This window comes from Haloechinothrix alba, from assembly GCF_900188115.1.
Lineage (GTDB): Bacteria > Actinomycetota > Actinomycetes > Mycobacteriales > Pseudonocardiaceae > Haloechinothrix > Haloechinothrix alba.
The window spans coordinates 225,979-244,184 of record NZ_FZNW01000004.1 but is presented as its reverse complement, the minus strand read 5'-3'; the positions used below and the strand labels follow the sequence as shown (position 1 = coordinate 244,184).

The window sequence follows — 18,206 nt, the reverse complement described above, 5'->3', positions numbered from 1 at the left end:
TGCTGTTTCACGGCGACGTTGTCGCGATGGCGACGGTGCTACACCTTGCGCACAGCGGAGTCGCGCCGCAGTGCGTTCGGACGACCGGGCGCTGCACGCCCCGAGTTCGCGCTCACCGACAACGCGCCGCCGGTTTGTTGTGGCGTGCCTGAGCGAGTTCACAGATCCCGACCATGGTCGGCTGTCATGGACGTTCCGCGTCGGCACAATGGGGCCGTACACGGACGGGCCCCGCACGCGGCGCGGGCCCGCGCGACACAACCGCAGTGGGGGTCGGGTATGCGCGTACGACGCGTGCAGCGGGTGGTGCTCAACTACGGGGCCGCGCTGGCACTCGCGCTGGGGGTGGGGCTCGGGACCACCGTGGCCGCGATCGGCGCCGCGGGGGCCGATCAGGAGACGCAGGCGGAGACCCGCACGGGGACCTCCACGCCGGCTACCCCGGGCGACAGCGAGCCGGACCCGGAGGGCAGCGAGACCGCGCAACCCACGTCCGGCGGGGCCACGGAGCCCACCGAACCCACGGGCACCACCGAACCCACGGGCACCACCGAACCCACGGGCACCACCGAACCCGAGTCCAGCGAGACCACAGGGACCACGGAACCCGAGCCGACCGAAACCGGCGAGCCCGAGCCCACAAGGACCACGGAACCCGGCGAGACGGACGATCCCGAGCCCACCGAGACCACCGAGCCCACGGACACCGGTGAGGCCGGCGAACCCGAGCCGAGCCACTCGCCGGAACCCACGCCCACCGAACCCAGCACGACTACCGAGCCCACGGGGTCCACGAAGCCCGCGGGGTCCGAGCCGGACACGGCGACCCCGTCGGCGAGTCCCTCCGCCGGGCCAGCACCCGCTGCGACCGCGAACGGGGACGGCAGCCGGTTCGGAGCCGTATCCTCCGGCTCCCGTCCGTCGCCGCCGTTACCCGGCGCCGCCCCGGACCCGCCGGGCTCGGAAACCGGCCCGGAAACCGGCTCCGACGCGATGTTCGACGCGCTCGTCGCGGACGTTTCCGCGCCCGACAGCGAAAGCCACGTCCCGGAGTTCGGGCTGCTCGGGCAGGAGGAGTCCGGCGGCGCGGCCCCCGGGGGCTCGGCGCGCCCGGGCTCGGCGACGGCACTGCCGCATCCCGCGCCTTCCGAGGTCAACGGCGTCGAGGTGTTCGCGGCCGGTTCGCTTGCCGCGGCAGGGGGGGCTGCTCGTACGGACCTGGGCCGCCCGGCCCCGCTCGCGTACATAGCCCCCAGCCCTCATTCGGTGGACTCCAGCCAGTCCGCGATACCGCGCACCAGGCCGGTGCAGCTGCCGCATCCCGTGGTCGCCCGCGTCGCCTCGGCCAGACCCGCGACCGAGCGCGCGCCGCGGCGCCACGCATCGACCAGCCCGGACTTGGGCACGTTGTTGCACTCGCACACCGTGACCGAGCCAGGCATGCTGGCCGGGCTGGGTGCGCGCACGGCCTCCTCGGGCAGCGCGCGGCCGAGCAGGAACGCCAGGCGGTCGGCAGGCGCAGGCGTACGGTGCGTGTAGTGGTGCGCGACGTTCGCCGCCGCATCCGGGACGCCGAGCAGCACCCCACCGGTGACCAGGTCGTCGCGCAGGACGAGCTTGGCGTAACGGCCCCGCGCCGGGTCGTTCAGACACACCACCTCGGCCTCCGGTGAGTCCGGCTCGGAGCCGACGTCGCCGAACGAGGCCAGGTCCACCCCGCTGGCCTTCAGCCGGGTAACGGCGGCCGTCCCCCGGTAGCGGCCCGCGCTGTCGGCCCCTGTGAGCAGGTCCGCGAGCACCCCGGCCTGGTCCCATGCCGGCTGTACGAGCCCCGGAGGTGTGCCGGGGTGCTGAGCACAGTCACCGATGGCGTGCACCCGGGGATCGCTGGTACGCATACAGTCGTCCACGAGGATGCCCCTGTCGACCGCGAGGCCGGCGCTCGCGGCGAGCCCGGTCTCCGGCCGCACCCCGGCCGAGACGACCACCAGATCCGCGGGTACGTAACCGCCGTCATCGAGCTTGACCCCGTCCCCGGGCACGTACCTGGCAGCGGTCGTGCCCGTGCGGAACTCGATACCGTACCCGGCGAGCGTCCCGGCGAGCACGTCCCCGGCTCCCCGGTCGAGCTGCCGCTCCATCACGTGGGAGTGCGGATGGACCACCGTGACCCTGCACCCGCGGCCTGCCAGTCCCCGTGCGGCCTCGATGCCGAGCAGCCCTCCGCCGAGCACCGCAACCGGGGTGCCGGCGCGCGCCCGGCCTGCGATCTCCTCGCAGTCGTCCAGGGTGCGAAACGCGCAGACTCCCGGGGCGAGGGAGCCGTCCTCGTGGACCAACCCGTCCACCGGCGGGATCCACGGCGAGCTGCCCTGGGCAAGCACCAGTGCGTCGTAGTCCAGTGCCGTGGGCCCGCCGCCGGGGTCATGCACGCTCACCGTGCGTGCCGCGGTGTCGATCCCGCGCACGGTCGCGCCGACCCGCAGGGTCACGTCGTGCTCGGCGGCCCATGACTCCGGATGCAACGTCACCGCATCCCGCGGGAGGGTCCCGGCCACGACCGAGGACAGCAACACCCTGTTATAGGCAGCATGCCGCTCGGCGCCGACCACCGTGACGGACAGCCGCTCCCCACGCGGGTCACGGGCGCGGATGTTCTCGGCAAGGCGCGCCCCCGCCATCCCGTAACCGGCGATCACGACCTTGCGCGGCCGTCGGGCTGTGGCGTTCATGCGACCTCCTGCCTCGCGCTCGCCTGCCTGCCGGTACCGCGGTGACGGCCAAGGCGCACCGCGCAGACCTTGAACTCGGGCATCCCGCTCACCGGGTCCAGCGCTGTGCTGGTTACCAGGTTCGCGCGGTTGTCGTCGGGGAAATGGAACGGCAGGAACACGGTGTCCATACGCATCGACGCCACGCAGCGCACCACAGCGTGGACCGTGCCCCGTCGCGAGGTCACCGTCGCGGCCTCGCCGTCGGACAGGTCGAAACGGCGTGCCGTGTCCGGGTGCACCTCCACGAACATCTCGCCGTCGACGGCCATCAGCTCATCGACGTTCCTGGTCTGCGCTCCCGACTGGTAGTGCGCGAGCAGTCGCCCTGTGGTCGCGAGCAGTGGGTAGTCCTCGTCGGTTTCCTCGGCGGGCCCCGAGTAGGTCACGGGCACGAACCGCGCGCGACCGTCCGGGTGGGCGAACCGGTCCAGGAACGGTCGCGGGGTGCCGGGATGGTCCGTGTCCGGGACCGGCCAGTGCAGCGCAACACCGTCGCGCAGGCGTTCGTAGGTGATACCCGAGTAGTCGGCGACGCCTCCTGCCGAGACGCGGCGAAGCTCGTCGAAGACGCGTTGCGGCTCGCAGGGGAAGGCCTCGGGCGGCCGGCCGAGCCGCGTGGCGAGCCCGCCGAGCACCTCGAGGTCACTGCGCACGCCTGCAGGCGGGTCGACGGCCTTGCGCCGCAGCAGCACCCTGCCTTCCAGGTTGGTCATCGTGCCGTCCTCCTCTGCCCACTGCGTGACAGGGAACACCACATCGGCCATGGCAGCGGTCTCGGACAGCACGATGTCCGCTACGGCGAGGAAGTCCAGCTCGGCGAGGCGGTTGGTCACACGGTCGGCCCCGGGTGCGGAGACGGCGACGTTGCTTCCGAAGACAAGCAGGGCCTTCACGCCGTGCTCGGTGCCGAGGGCGTCGAGCAGCTCGTACGCCGACGGGCCCGCTCCTGGTAGCTCGTCCGGCGCGATTCCCCACTGGCGGGCCACGTGCTCGCGGGACGCCGCATCGTCGATCCTGCGGTAGCCGGGCAGCTGGTCCGACTTCTGGCCGTGCTCCCGCCCGCCCTGGCCGTTACCCTGACCGGTCAGGCAGCCGTAGCCGGATCCGGCACGGCCGGGCAGACCGAGCGCCAGGGCGAGGTTGATCCAGCCGGAGACCGTGTCCGTACCGTCCGCGTGCTGCTCCGTGCCCCGCGCGGTGAGCACGTAGGCGTTGCGGGCCCCGGACAGCATCGCGGCCGCCCGGCGCTGGTCGGCCGCCGCGACCCCGGTGATCCGCTCCACCCGTTCCGGCCACCAGGACGCGGCCTGCTGCCAGGCTGGGTCGAACTCGTCGGTGCGCGTGCGCACGTACTCGGTGTCGAGATGCCCCTCCGCGACGGCCGCGTGCAGGATCCCCAGCGCGAGTGCGAGGTCGGTTCCGGGGGCAGGCTGCAGGTGCAGGTTCGCGCGCGCCGCGGTCGGCGTCCGGCGAGGGTCGACCACGACCAGCCCCTCGCAGCCGCTCGCTCCGCTGAGGTGCTGGGCGAACGGGGGCATGGTCTCGACCGGGTTCGCCCCCGCGAGCAGGATCGCGTCCGCGTCCGCGAGGTCGGTCACCGGGAAGGGCATACCGCGGTCCATGCCGAACGCCCTCGTGCCGGCGGCCGCAGCCGAGGACATGCAGAACCGCCCGTTGTAGTCGATGTTCGCGGTACCCAGCGCCACGCGGGCGAACTTGCCGAGCGCGTAGCACTTCTCGTTGGTCAACCCTCCGCCACCGAACACGCCGACCGCGTCCGCCCCGTGCTCGGCACCGATCCGGCCCAGCCGTGCGGCGACGGTGTCCAGGGCCTCGTCCCAGCCTGCCGGGTGAAGCTGCCCCCGCTCGCGCACGAGCGGGGTGGTCAGGCGCGCGGGGGAGTCCAGAAGCGCCGCGGACGTCCAGCCCTTCTGGCACAGGCCGCCACCGTTGGTCGGGAACTCCCGTGGGGCCACCGTGACCGCGCCCTGCGTGGCCTCCACCGACATCCCGCACTGCAGCGCGCAGTAGGGACAGTGCGTTCGGGCACTCCCGAGCGCCGCGGCCTGCACCTCAGCGGGTTGGTCCGTCTGCATGGGCGCCTCCCTCGTTCCCGACCGACCGTAGCCACGGGGTGTTACAGGCAGGCGCATCGAGGTTTCGGCGACTTAACATCTCACGCGCGGTGTGCCGCTCGCGCGGTGCGCGGGGTTGACAGACACGCCCTACACCAGCTCGCTGACGATACCGGCCGCCGAACGCAAGCCGTCCAGCGTGGACTGCCCGGACACGGGATCGAGCGCGTGCGTCGCCAGCCGGAACAGCACCGCACGCAGCAGCATCTGGGGCCACTCGGGCAGGTGGGACCACCCTTGGGCGAGGCCGACACCCGCTGCACCCTCGGCTATGGCGTCGACGACCACCAGCGCGGTCGCCCACTCCGCGGGGCGGTAGAAGGGGCGGAAATCCAGCACGACCGGTCCCGCACCGTCCACCCATCGCAGGCTCCGGTACAGGTCGGCGTGCACCAGCTGGTCCGGGAGTGTCACGGGGCGTGCGGACGCCGCGAGGATCTCGAACCAGCGGCCGCCCGCGCCCTCGGCCAGCTCGGCCTCCTCCTCGCCCCATGCCATCCGGTCCGCTCGCGCCCAAACGCCCGCGCGGCGCCGCAAGAACTCCGGGCGGGGGACACCGGTGAGTGCACGGTGCAGCTTCACCGAGGTCAGAACCACCTCGTCGAGCCGGGGCCTGCGGACCTCACCCGGCTCGTCGGCGATATCGCGGTAGGCGACCCAGCCGCCGATGATCTGCCGCCCGTCCGTGGCCCGCAGCGGCCGGGCGATGCGCACACCGGGGATGTCGACCGAGTTCAGTGCACGCGCCACCCAGGTCGACTCGAGCTGGTCGACGACCGACCGGAGCACGATCGAGCCGCTCCGCCACGTCCCGTCGCCCCCGGCGAACTCGAGCGAGTCGGGATCGGCGCCGAAGGCCGAGCAGATGTGCCGGGCCGGGCGTGCGAAGGGTTCGACACGGTCCTGCGATGGTTGCTCGCGCACTCCCAGGACTGTAGTGGTGTGGTGCCCGCGTTCACCAACCCTCCGTCACGCCCGGCCCGCCCGGGCGACCACCCCACCCGTGGGCGGTAAGGCCTCCCGGTGGGCGGTCACGGCCGGGACGTCAGTAGGTGGGCAGGCTCGGATCGATCTCGTTGGCCCACCCGACGACCCCGCCACCGAGGTGCGTTGCGTCGGAGAAACCCGCCTTGTGCAGTGCCGCGAGCGCCTCGGCCGAACGGCCGCCCGTCTTGCAGTGCAGCACGATCGGCTTGCCCTGCGGCAGCTCGGCCAATGCCTCGCCGGACAGGATCCGGTCCTTCGGGATCAGCTTGGCGCCCTTGATGTTGACGATGTCGTACTCGTGCGGCTCCCGGACATCGATCAGCTCGAAGTCCTCCGCCGCGTCGAACTTCCCCTTCAGCTCGGCAGGCGTGATCGTGTGCCCCGCTGCGGCGTCCGAAGCATCCGCGCTGACCACACCGCAGAACGTGTCGTAGTCGATCAACTCGGTGATCGTCGGGGTCTCCGGGTCCTTGCGGATCTTGACCTCGCGGTAGCGCATCTCCAGCGCGTCGTAGCTGATCAGCCTACCGAGCAGCGGCTCGCCGATGCCGGTGATCAGCTTGATGGCCTCGTTGACCATGATCGATCCGATCGAGGCGCACAGCACGCCGAGCACGCCGCCTTCCGCGCAGGACGGAACCATTCCCGGTGGCGGCGGCTCAGGGTAGAGATCACGGTAGTTCAGGCCCTTGCCGTTCGGCGCATCTTCCCAGAAGACGCTGACCTGCCCCTCGAACCGGAAGATGGATCCCCAGACGTAGGGCATGCCCAGGATGACCGCGGCGTCGTTGACCAGGTAGCGGGTGGCGAAGTTGTCGGTGCCGTCCAGGATCAGGTCGTAGCCCCGGAAGATGTCCAAGGCGTTGTCGCTGGTGAGCTGCTCGGTGTGCAGCACGACGTCGACGAACGGGTTCACCTCGGCGACCGAGGCTTTCGCCGACTCCGACTTCGGGCGGCCCACATCCGACTGCCCGTGGATGATCTGACGCTGCAGGTTCGACTCGTCGACGACGTCAAAGTCGATCACGCCGAGCGTGCCGACTCCCGCCGCCGCGAGGTACAACAGCGCCGGGCTTCCGAGCCCGCCCGCGCCGATCACCAGGACCTTGGCGTTCTTCAGCCGCTTCTGCCCCTCGACCCCGACATCCGGAATGATCAGGTGGCGGCTGTAGCGGGCCACCTCTTCCTTGGTGAGCTCGGTGGCCGGCTCAACAAGCGGCGGCAGTGACATTCGGATCCTCCACACGTGCCCGTCCCCGTGGCCGGGCTCTGCTTCGTAGCGGCTTGCACTTGTCGTTGGTCACGCTGCGTGCGCGGTGGTTCGACCGCGCCGTCGATACCCATAACAACAGTAGGCGGGAGTATCTTCCCGTGGCGGGCCCTCCCAGATACTGGGAGCCGCGATGCAGGGACCCGGTGTCCGGCCCGCAGGCACGCGGGATCAGTCGTCGGTGTCGGCCTGCGGGTTCGGCCAGGCGTTCGGCCGGCAGGTCTTTCCGTCCGATGGCACCGTGCCCTCCTCCCCCGGTATGCCCTCGTTGAGTTCGGCGACGTAGTCGTTGTCGACGCCGAAGCTCTGCTGCATCATCACCGGCGCCAACGCACCGTCCTCGGCGCAGCCCACGTGCGGCAGCCCGAGCGCGTGGCCGACCTCGTGGTTGACCAGATACTGCCGGTACATGCCGATATCGGAGTCGAACGCCACAGCACCCCGGACCCATCGCGCGAGATTGATCACGACACGGTCGATGTCCCTGCGGTAGCAGGAGGCCTCGTACTCGATGACATAGCCGCACACGTCCGCGTGCCTGCTTGTCTTGGGCGTGGTGAGGCTGACCCGGAAGTCCGGCTCGGCGTCCTGCCCGTCGACGCGCTCGAACGTCACGTCCCCGCTGCCGATCCAGCTACGCGGGTCGGACAGGATCGCATCGACCGTCTCGGCGAAGGCATCGTTACCGCCGTAGCTCGCGGGATCGATGCCGTCCTCGACCTCGACCGTGTAAGCGTAATGCTCGGTACCCTCGCCGACCGGCTCGGCGGAACCGTCCAGGACCTCCCAGGTGTGCTCGCCCTCCTCGGTGAAGTCGCCCCCGTCCGGTAGCTCGGCACTGGGCACATCCACATCAGCGGGATCGATCGGGATCTCGCTCGCAGGCGGCTCGCCCGCGGGCGGATGTTCGCCGTGTCGTTCCTGCGCCTGGGAACTGTTGCCGACCCGCTCGCCATCGGACGACCCGGCGTCGGTTGCCGTGTCGACAGCGACGAGCAACGTCAGCACCGCCAGCGCGGGTAACGCGTAGAGCCGCCAGCCGAAACGGCGCAGCCGGCTCACGGAGCCGCGCACGCCGCCGCGCCTCGGCCGTCTCCCGGCCCCCGGTGAACCACTGCGGGCGCCCTGCTGGCCGGTCTGCCACCCGGTGCCCGCGGCACTCGGCCGCCAGGACGCCCTGAGCGGTTCACCGGCCCGTGCAGGACCGGCCGACGTGGCCGACGACGCTGCGCCGGTGGAACCATCCGTGCCACGCCGGGTGCGATCAGCGGCGCGAGTGTCACGCCCGTTTCCTGGTCGCGGTGGTGGATGCACGGCATCCAGCGTGCCACATCGCGCGGCCGCGCTCAGCGCACGCCGAGCACGGGCGCTCCGGGGTTACCAGCCGCCGTCCCGCACCGCCTGCCACATGCCCAGCATCGCCCCGGCGAGCACGGCGGGATGCTCCATCTGCGCGACGTGACCCGTTCTGTCGAGCAGCAGCAACCTCCCGTTCGGCAGCGCCCGGACCGTGCGGAGTGCCTTGCGCGCCGAGACCACCCGGTCCTGCGTGCCCCAGACGACGAGCGTGGGAACGGTTACCTCGCGCGCGGCGGCCCACAACGACCCGGCGCCGGGTGCCAGCCAGGTACGGACCAGCTCGGCCGTGCTCCGGCTGAGCGCCGGGCCCGCCCACGGGTACCGCATGCGTGCGGTGTGTTCCTCGGCGAGCTCGTCCAGCCGGTTACGCGGGAAGGCGTCGGGCTCGGCACAGCACAGCCCGATGATCTGCCGCGCGCGCTCGCGCGGCCCCAGCGCCGCCAGCTGCCTGCGCACCCGCTTACCGATCAGCGGAAGAGGGGTCAGCGCCGCCTTGGGGTCGGAGAGCCTGCGCGGGTCGGGCCGCAGGTCCGGCATGGCCGGCGAGACCAGCGTCAGGGTGCGCACCAGGGCGGGCCGGCGCGCGGCGAGCAGGATCGCGATCGCGCCGCCCATCGAGTTGCCGACCAGGTGCACGGGCGAGCTGCCGTGCCCGTCGAGATAGGCGGCCAGCCGGTCGGCCTGCGAGCCCATGCGGAAGTCGAACCCGGCATCCGGTTCGGTGAAGCCGAAGCCGGGCAGGTCGACAGCGATGCCGTGTCCCCACGGCATGAGCTGGTAGCCGAGATCGGTCCAGTTGGTCGAGGATCCCCCCAGCCCGTGCACGTACAGTACGTTCCGCCCGCCGTCTCCTGTGCTCACCTCCCCGGTACGCCGCACGAACAGCCGGGTACCGCCGGAGGTCTCGATCCCGCCCGGCCACGGGGGCAGGGACTGGTCGAGCGGTGGCAACACCGTGTTCGCAGGGAGCGGGGCGCTCCGAACGGGCCGGGCGCCGCAGCGCGAGGGTGACGTCGACATCCACACCAGCATGCACGCCCCTACCCGCATGATCCAGCGACGATCGTCCCAGGGCACGACGGTACGTAACGTCAGTCTCGATCCGGAGACGGGCCGTAACCCGTCCGGCGTCGCGGCGGTTAACGTGTTGACACGTCAGCAAGCCTTGCCGAGACAGGGCTACCCACCGGTAGTGTCGAAGCGGCATCCGGGACGGTTGCCCGTAACAAGCGAACGGGGCGCGCGGGATCAGCTACGGCGACCGGCGTCCGGCGTGGCGTTCGAGCACGCGATGGAGGAAGCATGACCGAAGCGGCGAAGCGGATCGACGCCACCAGCCTGGCACCGCGCACCCCACAGGACGCAGCAGGCCGGGGCACCGCACTCGACAGCGACACGAACGATTTCGAGCTCGGCCGTGGTTCCCGGCTGCCGCGCAACAAGCGCCGTGCGCAGCTGCTGACCGCGGCTCAGGAGATCTTCGCCGCCAACGGGTACCACGCGACCGCGATGGACGAGATCGCCGAGCACGCCGGGGTGTCCAAGCCGGTCTTGTACCAGCACTTCCCTGGCAAGCTCGAGCTCTACGTCGCGCTGCTCGAGGAGCACGTCGACGAGTTGATCTCTAACGTGCGGGCCGCGCTGGCCTCCACCCCCGACAACAAGCACCGCGTCAACGCCGCGGTAGGGGCCTACTTCGACTTCGTCAACGGCCGGACGGGTGCGTACCGCATGGTGTTCGAGTCCGACCTGCGAGGCGACGCGCAGGTGCAGCGCGCGGTCGAGCGGGCGACCACGGACATCGTGGACGCGTTGACCGACACGATCACCGCCGATGCCGGGCTCGACTCCACCCGCGCCCGCCTGCTCGCCGCAGGCCTGGTGGGGCTGAGCCAGGTCAGCGCGCGCTTCTGGATGGAAAACCCCAGCAGCATTCACCGCGACGAGGCGGTCGGCCTGATCTCCCAGCTCGCGTGGCGCGGTATCGGCGCGGGGTACCCGCTGCAGCAGTCCTGAGTCCGGCCGCAGGCACGCGGACCGTCGCGGGGAGCGGCTCCGGTAGCACGGGCATGATGTCTTCACCCGCCGTACGCCGCTACCCAGCGGCTTGACCCGAATTGATTTACTCTTTTGTGAATCGATCTTATAGTGTGAACCAGGTAGCCCGGACGACTCGGGAGGAGGCAACGATGGCCGCGCCCGCAGCCGCCGGCGACTCTTCCGGCGCGCACCGCGAGGACGTGCTGCGCTTCATCGAGCGGTTCGCGATGGCACTGGCCGATTTCGGGCTTCCGCGCATGGCTGCCAGGGTGTTCGCCTACATCCTGATCGACGACGCGGAGCGCTACACGGCCGCGGACCTCGCGTCGGGCCTGCGGGTGAGCCCGGCGGCGATCTCCGGGGCGGTCCGCACGCTCGTGCAGGCCAGCCTGATCGGCAAGGAACGCGAGCCGGGTGCCCGGGTGGACACCTACCGGATCTACGACGACGACGTGTGGGGAACGATCATGTCGCGGCGAGTCGACACGGTCGAGCCCTTCGAGCAGCTCGCAGGCGAAGGCGTCGAACTGCTCGGCGCCGACCGCCCCGGCGGTAAGCGGCTGCGCGAGACCCAGGAGTTCTACGCGTTCATGCGCCGCAAGCTGTCCGAGAACCTCGACGAGTGGCGCGAGCACCGGCGGGCACTGTCCCGCGAGGGCGCGGAGAGCACCGAGGTGCCCGACTAGGCCCTCCGCCGCGCACCCGCGGGGACCGCGGGACCGCGCCTCAGTCCACCACCATCCCGGGCTGCTCGGCCTGGCTGTGCCCGGGCACAGGGCGCAGGTCGTCCCGAGCAGGAGCCAGCAGCAAGGGACCGGTGATCAGGCAACCGTGCATCGCCTGCAGGTCCGCGCGTAGCTCGTTGAGTACCTCGCCATCCAGGCACTCGGCCGCACGCTGCCGGGTCGCCTCGACCAGCTCGGCCAGCGTCGACGTTACCCGCATGGCTCCGTCGACCATGTGGTACAGCTCGCTGGGGTCCGGAGCGCGTGCCTGCAGCGCGTGCTCGACACCGCGCAATGCCTCCTCGGCATCGGTCAACAACGCACCGACACCGCGGTCCTGCGTAGCTGCCACGGGAATCACCTCCCCTGTCGCTACCCACCGGAGTAGCTGAACCCGACACCTCGACGTTATTTGCAACGTATGGATCAACTTTTATGTTCCATACAAAGCATGTTTTTCGGTGATCAGCAGCTACCGGGGCCGGGGTGGCGGGCACGGCTGCGTGGCGAACGAGAGCCCGGATCTCAGGTGATGAGGTCGTTGATGTGCTCGGCGACCTCGCGGGAGCGCTCGTAGGTCAGCATGTGCCCGGCTCCGGGGTAGAGCACGTATTCGGCATCGGGCAGCTGATCGGCGATGACCTGGGCGTGCTCGACGGGGCACAGCCGGTCCCTGTCCCCGACCAGCACGAGCGTCGCCTTGTCGCGCAGCGCCGCGAGCGCGACGCGCCGGTCATGGCCGCGCATGGAGTCCCGGAACCCCGCGATGGAGACCGGGTGCGCCCGCAGCGCCTGCCTGGTCACGTCCAGGACATCGGCCTGCCGGGCCCGCTTGCCGAACACCAGCCAGCGCGTCGCCGGGCTGAGCAACCGCGGGTTCCCCGGCAGCGTGTCCTTGCGCCGCTTCTCGAGCAGCACCTGCAGCGCGCTCTCGACCTGCGGCACGCGGCGCGCTGCCAGGTCGGGCAGGCCGAGAGTGAGGCGGTCCATCTGGCCGGAGGATGTGGCAACGAACGCGCTGCCGACCACCCGTTGCGCGACGAGCTCCGGGTAACGCTCGGCAAGTGCCATGATCGTCATGCCACCCATCGAGTGCCCGGCGAGCACGAGTCGACCGGCAGGCACCCGCTTGTCGATCAACTCGGCGAGGTCGTCGGCGAGCTGTTCGATGGTCGCCGAACCCGGCACAGCGGGCGCTGACGCACCGTGCCCCCTGTGGTCGTAACGCAGCACGCGGACGTCGCCGCTGAGCCGGTCCGCCACCGGCTCCCAGCACGTGTTGTCCTGCGTCCACCCGTGCACCAGCACCACAGTGACCTCGGCCGTCGACGGGCCGGACTCCCGTACGTGCAGCGCGGTCCCGTCCGAGGTGAGCATCCGGTGCCGCTGGCTGGGGTCCCAGGGCGCAGCCTGCCGCTCCGCGGGCGCTGCACCCGCGTGGTCGACCGTCGTCACGCGGCATCACCCTCGCCGATCAGGAAGGACTTGCGCCACCAGTACATGCCTGGGGCACCCACCAGACCGTTCTCCTGCAGGAACGGCATGATCTTCTCCCCTGAGTAACGGAGGGTCTCCTGGAAGTACGGGTTCTCCAGCGCGACCTTGTGCCCTTCCTTCGGGTCGATGCCGACCGCGGAGTACACCCGCGGGTTGATGATGCTGCGCGTGATGTGGAAGGACACGAACGCGATCAGGAACCGCTGGTAAGCCAGCTCGGCCTTGCTCAGCCCCGGCATACCGCGCGTGACTTCCTCCCGCGCGAACGTGACGTGCCTGGCCTCCTCCAGCACGTGGATGCGGTTGACCATCCGCATCAGCGGCTGGATCTCGGGGTCGTTCATCTGCTCGCGCTGCAGCCGGTCCAGAATCTCCTCGGCGACGAGGATCGCGCCGTAGAGCGCTGGGCCGTAACCGACGACCGGCAGTACCTTGCCGAGCTGGTGCCGCCAGCGCACCGGCCCGTACGCCGGCACACCCGCCTTGCTCGCCAGCCGCGCGAACATCGTCGAGTGCCGGCACTCGTCGGCGATCTCGGTAAGCATGTACTGCGCGCGGCTCGAGGTGGGATCGGCGTCGTTGACCTCCTTGAGCAGCATCTGCATCAGCATCACCTCGAACCAGATGCCGTTGGTGGCCACGCTGATGCCCTCGTGCTTGGTCAGCTCGATGCGCTGCTGCTCGGTCAGGCGGTCCCACAGGTACGTGCCGTAGAGCGACACGCGGTGCTCGGGTATGTACCGCTTGGTCTCGTCGAGCGGAGCGCCCCAGTCGATGTCGACGTCCGGGTCGTAGAACTTGCCGGCCGAGGACTTGAGCAACCGCTCGGATGTCCGCTCCGCATCCCCCGTTCTCAGCGCCTGCGTCATTGCAAGACCGCCCTTCTTCCCCTGGTCCAGAATCACCCGCTTGTATGTAACCAGTGGTAACGGTTACCTAGTGGTAGCATGAGCTTCATGTCCGGGGATGTCAAGCGCAATCGCAAGCAGCTCAGCAAGCAGTCCAGCACACAGGGCGACGCGCGGCGCGACCGGTGGAAGAAGCACCGCATCGAGCGACGGGCCGAGTTCGTCGACGCCGCGCTACGCGCACTCGACACGCACGGTCCCGAGTTCGGCATGGAGGACGTGGCCGCCGAGGCCGGAGTGACCAAACCCGTCCTCTACCGGCACTTCACCGACAAGGCGGACCTCTACGTCGCGCTCGGGCAACACGGCACGCAGATCCTGTTCAACAGGTTGATGCCCGCGCTGAACGAGGAACTGGCACCGCTGCCCCGCATCCGCTCGGTGATCGACGCCTTCTTCTCCACGATCGAGGAATACCCCAACCTCTACCGCCTGCTGGCGCGACCCAGCCACACCGTCGAGCGCACGCCGGACTCCGACATCGTCGGGGAGGACAAGGAGTTCATCGCTACCGCGGTCACCGCGCTGCTCGGCGACTACATGCGCGCGTTCGGACTCGACTCCGGGTCGGCCGAACCCTGGGCGTACGGTGTGGTCGGTCTCGTGCAGAACACCGGCGAGTGGTGGCTGGAGCGCCGCTCCATGGGCAAGGACAGCGTCGTGGAGTACACCACCCAGATCATCTGGGCAGCGATCGACGGCATATGCCGTCAGCAGGGCGTCGTCATCGACCCCAACAGGCCGCTCGAGGTCAACAAGGTGATCCAGTTCAGCCCCCTGTCCGGGGCCTCCGAAGAAGCAGCAGAGTAGCGGCCGAGCGGTCCCCGGCAGCCCGCGGGCAACCCGGGATGACAGGGAGACCGGCCCTACCCCGGCGGCACGGTCGCCACGACGACATCGAGGAGAGCGAATCATGAGCGAGCACGACCAGGACGAGGACGGCTACGTCGGCCAGGCCAGCCTGCTCGTCGAGGACACCACGCTCACGGTGGACGTCCGGCTGCGCGGCCACTTCCAGCCCATCGACGGCTACTACCGCTGGTACGGTCGCATCGCCGCGAACCAGGAGCTCGACCAGGTGGCCCGCGGTAAGAAGAAGAAGGTCACGATCACCACGAGCGAGGGTGCGGCGTCCGGCGAGATCTCGGACCCGGACCCGTGGAACCGCTACCGGATCTCGGGTACGAGCACCCCGCCGTTCGCCGTACCGACCTCGCTCGCGGACATCGAAGGCTGACCGCGCGGCTACACGCCTCCGGCGAACCCGACCCTGCGCGCCTCGGCCGGTGTCATCTCCACGTAGGCGACCTTGGACGCCGGCACGACCACCAGCCTGCCCTTGTCGTCGGTCAGGCGCAGCAGGCCGTCATCCGAGCGAAGTGCGTCGGAAATCAGCTCGTCGATCTCGTCAAGCGACTGGCTGCTGGCCAGTACGAGTTCCCGTGCGGTCTCCTGAATGCCGATCTTGATCTCCACGCGTGCCCTCCTGCTGTGCGAATACTGCGGTGCGTGCTCCCGGAGGACCATTCACGCCTCGGCGGGCGGAGCCGCCTGCTGCAGGTGACTGACGATGCTCAGTGACCTGAGCGCGGTGAATGGCCCGGCTGATGACTACGGCTCCCGGAAGATCGTTCCTCGGCCAGGCTATCCCAATGCGGGCCCCGGCCCCGCCGCCCTCCCGTCACCGGAGGTCTCAGCCGAGCCCGAGGGCCTGCATCCGCTTGCCGTGACTCTGCTGCAGGCGGCGGAACAGGCCTGCGATGCCGGAGAGGTCGCCGGAGCCGGTGACGATCAGTTTGGCCAGCCCGTCGCGCTCGGCGGCCACGTACTGCGCCTGGGTCGTCGCCTCACCGAGCAGCCGCCGTCCCCACAACGTGAGCTTGTCCCGCAGCACCGGGTCGGCCTCCACCGCAGTGACCACCTCGTGCCGGGCGAACGCCGAATGGCCGGTGTCGTCGAGCACACGCAGCACCAGATCCTTGGTGTCCGGGTCGAGCCACGTGGCGATCTCCCGGTAGAGGTCGGCTGCCAGCCCGTCCCCGACATGCGCCTTGACGAGGGACTCGAGCCAGGACTTCGGGGCTGTCGATGCGTGGAAGGCCTCGAAGTGCGAGACGAAGGGGCGCATCGCGTCCTCGACAGCCACCCCGTGCTCGGCGAGGTAGGCCGACAGCAACCGGTAATGACCGATCTCGGCCGCGGCCATCTCCGCGAGCGCCGCCCGGCCTTGCAGCGTCGGCGCGGCACGCGCGTCCTCGGCCATCCTGTCGAACGCGGACAGCTCCCCGTAGGCGAGAACCCCGAGCAGGTCTACTACTCCGTCGCCGATCGACCCGTCACTCGCTTCGCTACGCGCTTCAGACACACGGCTACCCTAGCGGTCGCTCGAAGGCGAGCCGAAAGACTCCTCGGGTACCCCGTACGTACCGAAGGGGTCCCTCGGCTCGCCCCCTCCACCGCGTCTGTAGACCGGGGACCGCGCGCGTATCAGCGGCACGGGAGTAGGGGGTAGACTGCGTGGCGAATGTGATAACGAGCATCGTGCGCCACATTCCCGCGGCCAGGAACTTATCCTGGGGGTAGCGGCCTGCGTTACCGCGGGCAGCCGGACACGCCGCCGTGATAGTCGTCGCGGCTTCGTCGCGGCACTGACACAGCGATGCAAGACAACGGTGCGTGCACATCACGGGAAACGTCCCGACCAGGCAAGCAGCACCGCCCGGCCACGGCCGCCACAGGCCGGGTACGGGTGAGCGCGGCGCAGACACACCGCGAGTGCGACTGGCCAGGGCTGCATATGTGCGCGCTGGACAAGAGAGGCGATCGCACTGACCGCAAGCATGAACAACACTTCTGGCCATCCACCCGCAGAGAATGGTGAGTCAACCACCGAGGACACCGAACACACCCGCCTCGTGCAGGTGAGTGGCTCGGCGACAGCCGAGCCGCCCACCTTCGCCGAGCTCGGCGTCTCCGACGACATCGTACGAGCCCTCGGCGAGTCCGGTATCGAACGGACCTTCGCGATCCAGGAGCTCGCCCTTCCGCTTGCGCTGCGTGGCGAGGACATCATCGGGCAGGCGCGCACCGGCATGGGCAAGACGCTCGGCTTCGGGGTCCCGCTGCTCCACCAGATACAGGCACCCGGCGACGGCACGCCGCAGGCTCTGGTCGTCGTTCCCACGCGCGAGCTGTGCATGCAGGTCACCAAGGACCTCGAAGAGGCGAGCAAGCACCGGCAGGTCCGCACGCTGGCGATCTACGGCGGGCGGCCGTACGAGGCACAGATCGAAGGGCTGCGCGCCGGCGTGGACATCGTGGTGGGCACGCCGGGACGGCTGCTCGACCTTGCCGAGCAGCGGCATCTCGTGCTCGGCAAGCTCGCACACCTGGTGCTCGACGAGGCCGACGAGATGCTCGACCTCGGCTTCCTCCCGGACATCGAGCGCATCCTGGGCATGGTGCCCGAGCAGCGGCAAACCATGCTGTTCTCGGCGACGATGCCGGGCCCGATCATCACCCTGGCCCGCACGTTCCTGAACAAGCCGACGCACATCCGCGCCGAGGAAACCGACGCGAGCGCGGTGCACGAACGGACCAAGCAGTTCGTCTACCGGGCGCATTCGCTGGACAAGCCCGAGCTCGTCGCCCGTGCGCTGCAGGCGCGGGATCGCGGGCTCACGATGGTGTTCACGCGCACCAAGCGCACCGCGCAGAAGGTCGCCGACGACCTGGCCGAACGCGGTTTCGCGGCGGCCGCCGTACACGGTGACCTGGGCCAGGGCGCCCGAGAGCAGGCACTGCGCGCGTTCCGTGCCGGGAAGATCGACGTGCTGGTGGCCACGGATGTCGCGGCTCGCGGTATCGACGTCGACGACGTCACGCACGTGATCAACTACCAGACCCCCGAGGACGAGAAGACCTACATTCACCGCATCGGTCGCACCGGCCGGGCAGGCAAGACCGGCGTCGCGATCACGCTGGTCGACTGGGACGAGGAAACCCGCTGGAAGTTGATCTCCGACACGCTCGGGCTGGACATCCCGCAGCCGACGGAAACCTACTCGACCTCGCCGCACCTGTTCACCGACCTGGACATCCCCACCGACACCACCGGGCGCCTGCCGCTCGCCGACCGGCACAGGGCAGGCCTGTCCGCCGAGGAGAGCGACGACTTCGGCGCCGCACGCACCCGGTCGTCCCGCACCCGGTCGGAAGGGCGCGGGTCCGGTCGTAACCGGGGGCGCACACGCGGCGGCGGCCGCTCGGCCGGCCAGTCCGCCCAGGCAGGACAAGCCGGCCACGACACCGGCGAGAAGCGCTCGGACGGTACCGAGCAGGATGCCACGGCACCCGGCAGGCGCAGGCGCCGTTCCAGGGGCGGTTCGAGCTCCTCTGCCGGAAACGGTGCGCAGCGCGAACGTTCCGAGCAGTCCGGGCAGGGCGGCGGTAACCGCCGCAGGCGCCGGACACGGTCCGGGCAGGAGTCCGCGAGCAACTCGACGGAGTAA

The 18,206-nt window shown here is 70.2% G+C and carries 17 protein-coding genes; 5 read left to right on the top strand and 12 right to left on the bottom strand.

Translation table 11 applies throughout. The annotated features are described in order from the left end of the window. Positions 1–392: 392 nt before the first annotated feature. The 7 genes from CHB84_RS05090 to CHB84_RS05060 all read right to left on the bottom strand — a co-directional run bounded on the left by CHB84_RS05090 (position 393) and on the right by CHB84_RS05060 (position 9,545). A complete protein-coding gene (locus CHB84_RS05090) occupies positions 393–1,247 on the bottom strand; it encodes a hypothetical protein (RefSeq protein WP_089300298.1) in 855 nt (284 codons plus the stop codon). A gap of 12 nt (positions 1,248–1,259) precedes the next feature. Then, positions 1,260–2,732, bottom strand: coding sequence for an FAD-dependent oxidoreductase (locus CHB84_RS05085; protein WP_089300297.1), 1,473 nt, complete (start codon positions 2,730–2,732; stop codon positions 1,260–1,262). Next, on the bottom strand, positions 2,729–4,870 hold the full coding sequence (locus CHB84_RS05080; protein WP_089300296.1) for a molybdopterin oxidoreductase family protein: 2,142 nt from the start codon (positions 4,868–4,870) through the stop codon (positions 2,729–2,731). Before CHB84_RS05080 ends, CHB84_RS05085 begins: the two co-directional genes overlap by 4 nt. A gap of 129 nt (positions 4,871–4,999) precedes the next feature. Next, entirely contained in the window at positions 5,000–5,833 is an 834-nt protein-coding gene (locus tag CHB84_RS05075; RefSeq protein ID WP_089300295.1) for a TIGR02569 family protein, read from the bottom strand. A gap of 121 nt (positions 5,834–5,954) precedes the next feature. Beyond that, complete coding sequence (moeZ, locus tag CHB84_RS05070; RefSeq protein ID WP_089300294.1) at positions 5,955–7,127, bottom strand: adenylyltransferase/sulfurtransferase MoeZ; 1,173 nt, start codon at positions 7,125–7,127, stop codon at positions 5,955–5,957. A gap of 210 nt (positions 7,128–7,337) precedes the next feature. After that, positions 7,338–8,240: a DUF3152 domain-containing protein gene (locus tag CHB84_RS05065; protein ID WP_089300293.1), complete on the bottom strand. Its 903-nt coding sequence runs from the start codon at positions 8,238–8,240 to the stop codon at positions 7,338–7,340. A gap of 303 nt (positions 8,241–8,543) precedes the next feature. Next, entirely contained in the window at positions 8,544–9,545 is a 1,002-nt protein-coding gene (locus CHB84_RS05060) for an alpha/beta fold hydrolase (RefSeq protein WP_089300351.1), read from the bottom strand. A 282-nt stretch (positions 9,546–9,827) separates the two neighbouring features. Between CHB84_RS05060 and CHB84_RS05055 the strand changes: the two genes are divergently transcribed. Then, positions 9,828–10,541, top strand: coding sequence for a TetR/AcrR family transcriptional regulator (locus CHB84_RS05055; RefSeq protein ID WP_089300292.1), 714 nt, complete (start codon positions 9,828–9,830; stop codon positions 10,539–10,541). Positions 10,542–10,714: 173 nt separating this feature from the next. Next, complete coding sequence (locus CHB84_RS05050) at positions 10,715–11,251, top strand: GbsR/MarR family transcriptional regulator (RefSeq protein WP_089300291.1); 537 nt, start codon at positions 10,715–10,717, stop codon at positions 11,249–11,251. Between the two features lie 40 nt (positions 11,252–11,291). On the opposite strand, the gene CHB84_RS05045 is transcribed toward CHB84_RS05050, so the two are convergent. The 3 genes from CHB84_RS05045 to CHB84_RS05035 all read right to left on the bottom strand — a co-directional run bounded on the left by CHB84_RS05045 (position 11,292) and on the right by CHB84_RS05035 (position 13,656). After that, positions 11,292–11,642 carry a hypothetical protein gene (locus CHB84_RS05045; RefSeq protein WP_089300290.1) on the bottom strand — a complete coding sequence of 117 codons (351 nt, stop codon included), beginning with the start codon at positions 11,640–11,642 and terminating at the stop codon, positions 11,292–11,294. 173 nt (positions 11,643–11,815) lie between these two features. Further along, a complete protein-coding gene (locus CHB84_RS05040) occupies positions 11,816–12,667 on the bottom strand; it encodes an alpha/beta fold hydrolase (RefSeq protein WP_089300350.1) in 852 nt (283 codons plus the stop codon). A 74-nt stretch (positions 12,668–12,741) separates the two neighbouring features. Continuing rightward, a complete protein-coding gene (locus tag CHB84_RS05035; protein WP_089300289.1) occupies positions 12,742–13,656 on the bottom strand; it encodes an AurF N-oxygenase family protein in 915 nt (304 codons plus the stop codon). A gap of 78 nt (positions 13,657–13,734) precedes the next feature. Between CHB84_RS05035 and CHB84_RS05030 the strand changes: the two genes are divergently transcribed. Both CHB84_RS05030 and CHB84_RS05025 read left to right on the top strand, forming a co-directional pair. Further along, positions 13,735–14,505 (top strand): TetR/AcrR family transcriptional regulator, encoded by a 771-nt coding sequence (locus CHB84_RS05030; protein ID WP_089300288.1) that lies wholly within the window; start codon positions 13,735–13,737, stop codon positions 14,503–14,505. Between the two features lie 103 nt (positions 14,506–14,608). Next, positions 14,609–14,932, top strand: coding sequence for a DUF4873 domain-containing protein (locus CHB84_RS05025; RefSeq protein WP_089300287.1), 324 nt, complete (start codon positions 14,609–14,611; stop codon positions 14,930–14,932). 8 nt (positions 14,933–14,940) lie between these two features. On the opposite strand, the gene CHB84_RS05020 is transcribed toward CHB84_RS05025, so the two are convergent. Then, positions 14,941–15,171 carry a DUF3107 domain-containing protein gene (locus CHB84_RS05020; RefSeq protein WP_089300286.1) on the bottom strand — a complete coding sequence of 77 codons (231 nt, stop codon included), beginning with the start codon at positions 15,169–15,171 and terminating at the stop codon, positions 14,941–14,943. A 217-nt stretch (positions 15,172–15,388) separates the two neighbouring features. Continuing rightward, positions 15,389–16,060, bottom strand: coding sequence for a ferritin-like fold-containing protein (locus tag CHB84_RS05015; protein WP_176439779.1), 672 nt, complete (start codon positions 16,058–16,060; stop codon positions 15,389–15,391). Between the two features lie 475 nt (positions 16,061–16,535). Here CHB84_RS05015 and CHB84_RS05010 point away from each other — a divergent pair, with 475 nt between their 5' ends. Then, complete coding sequence (locus CHB84_RS05010) at positions 16,536–18,206, top strand: DEAD/DEAH box helicase (RefSeq protein ID WP_089300285.1); 1,671 nt, start codon at positions 16,536–16,538, stop codon at positions 18,204–18,206.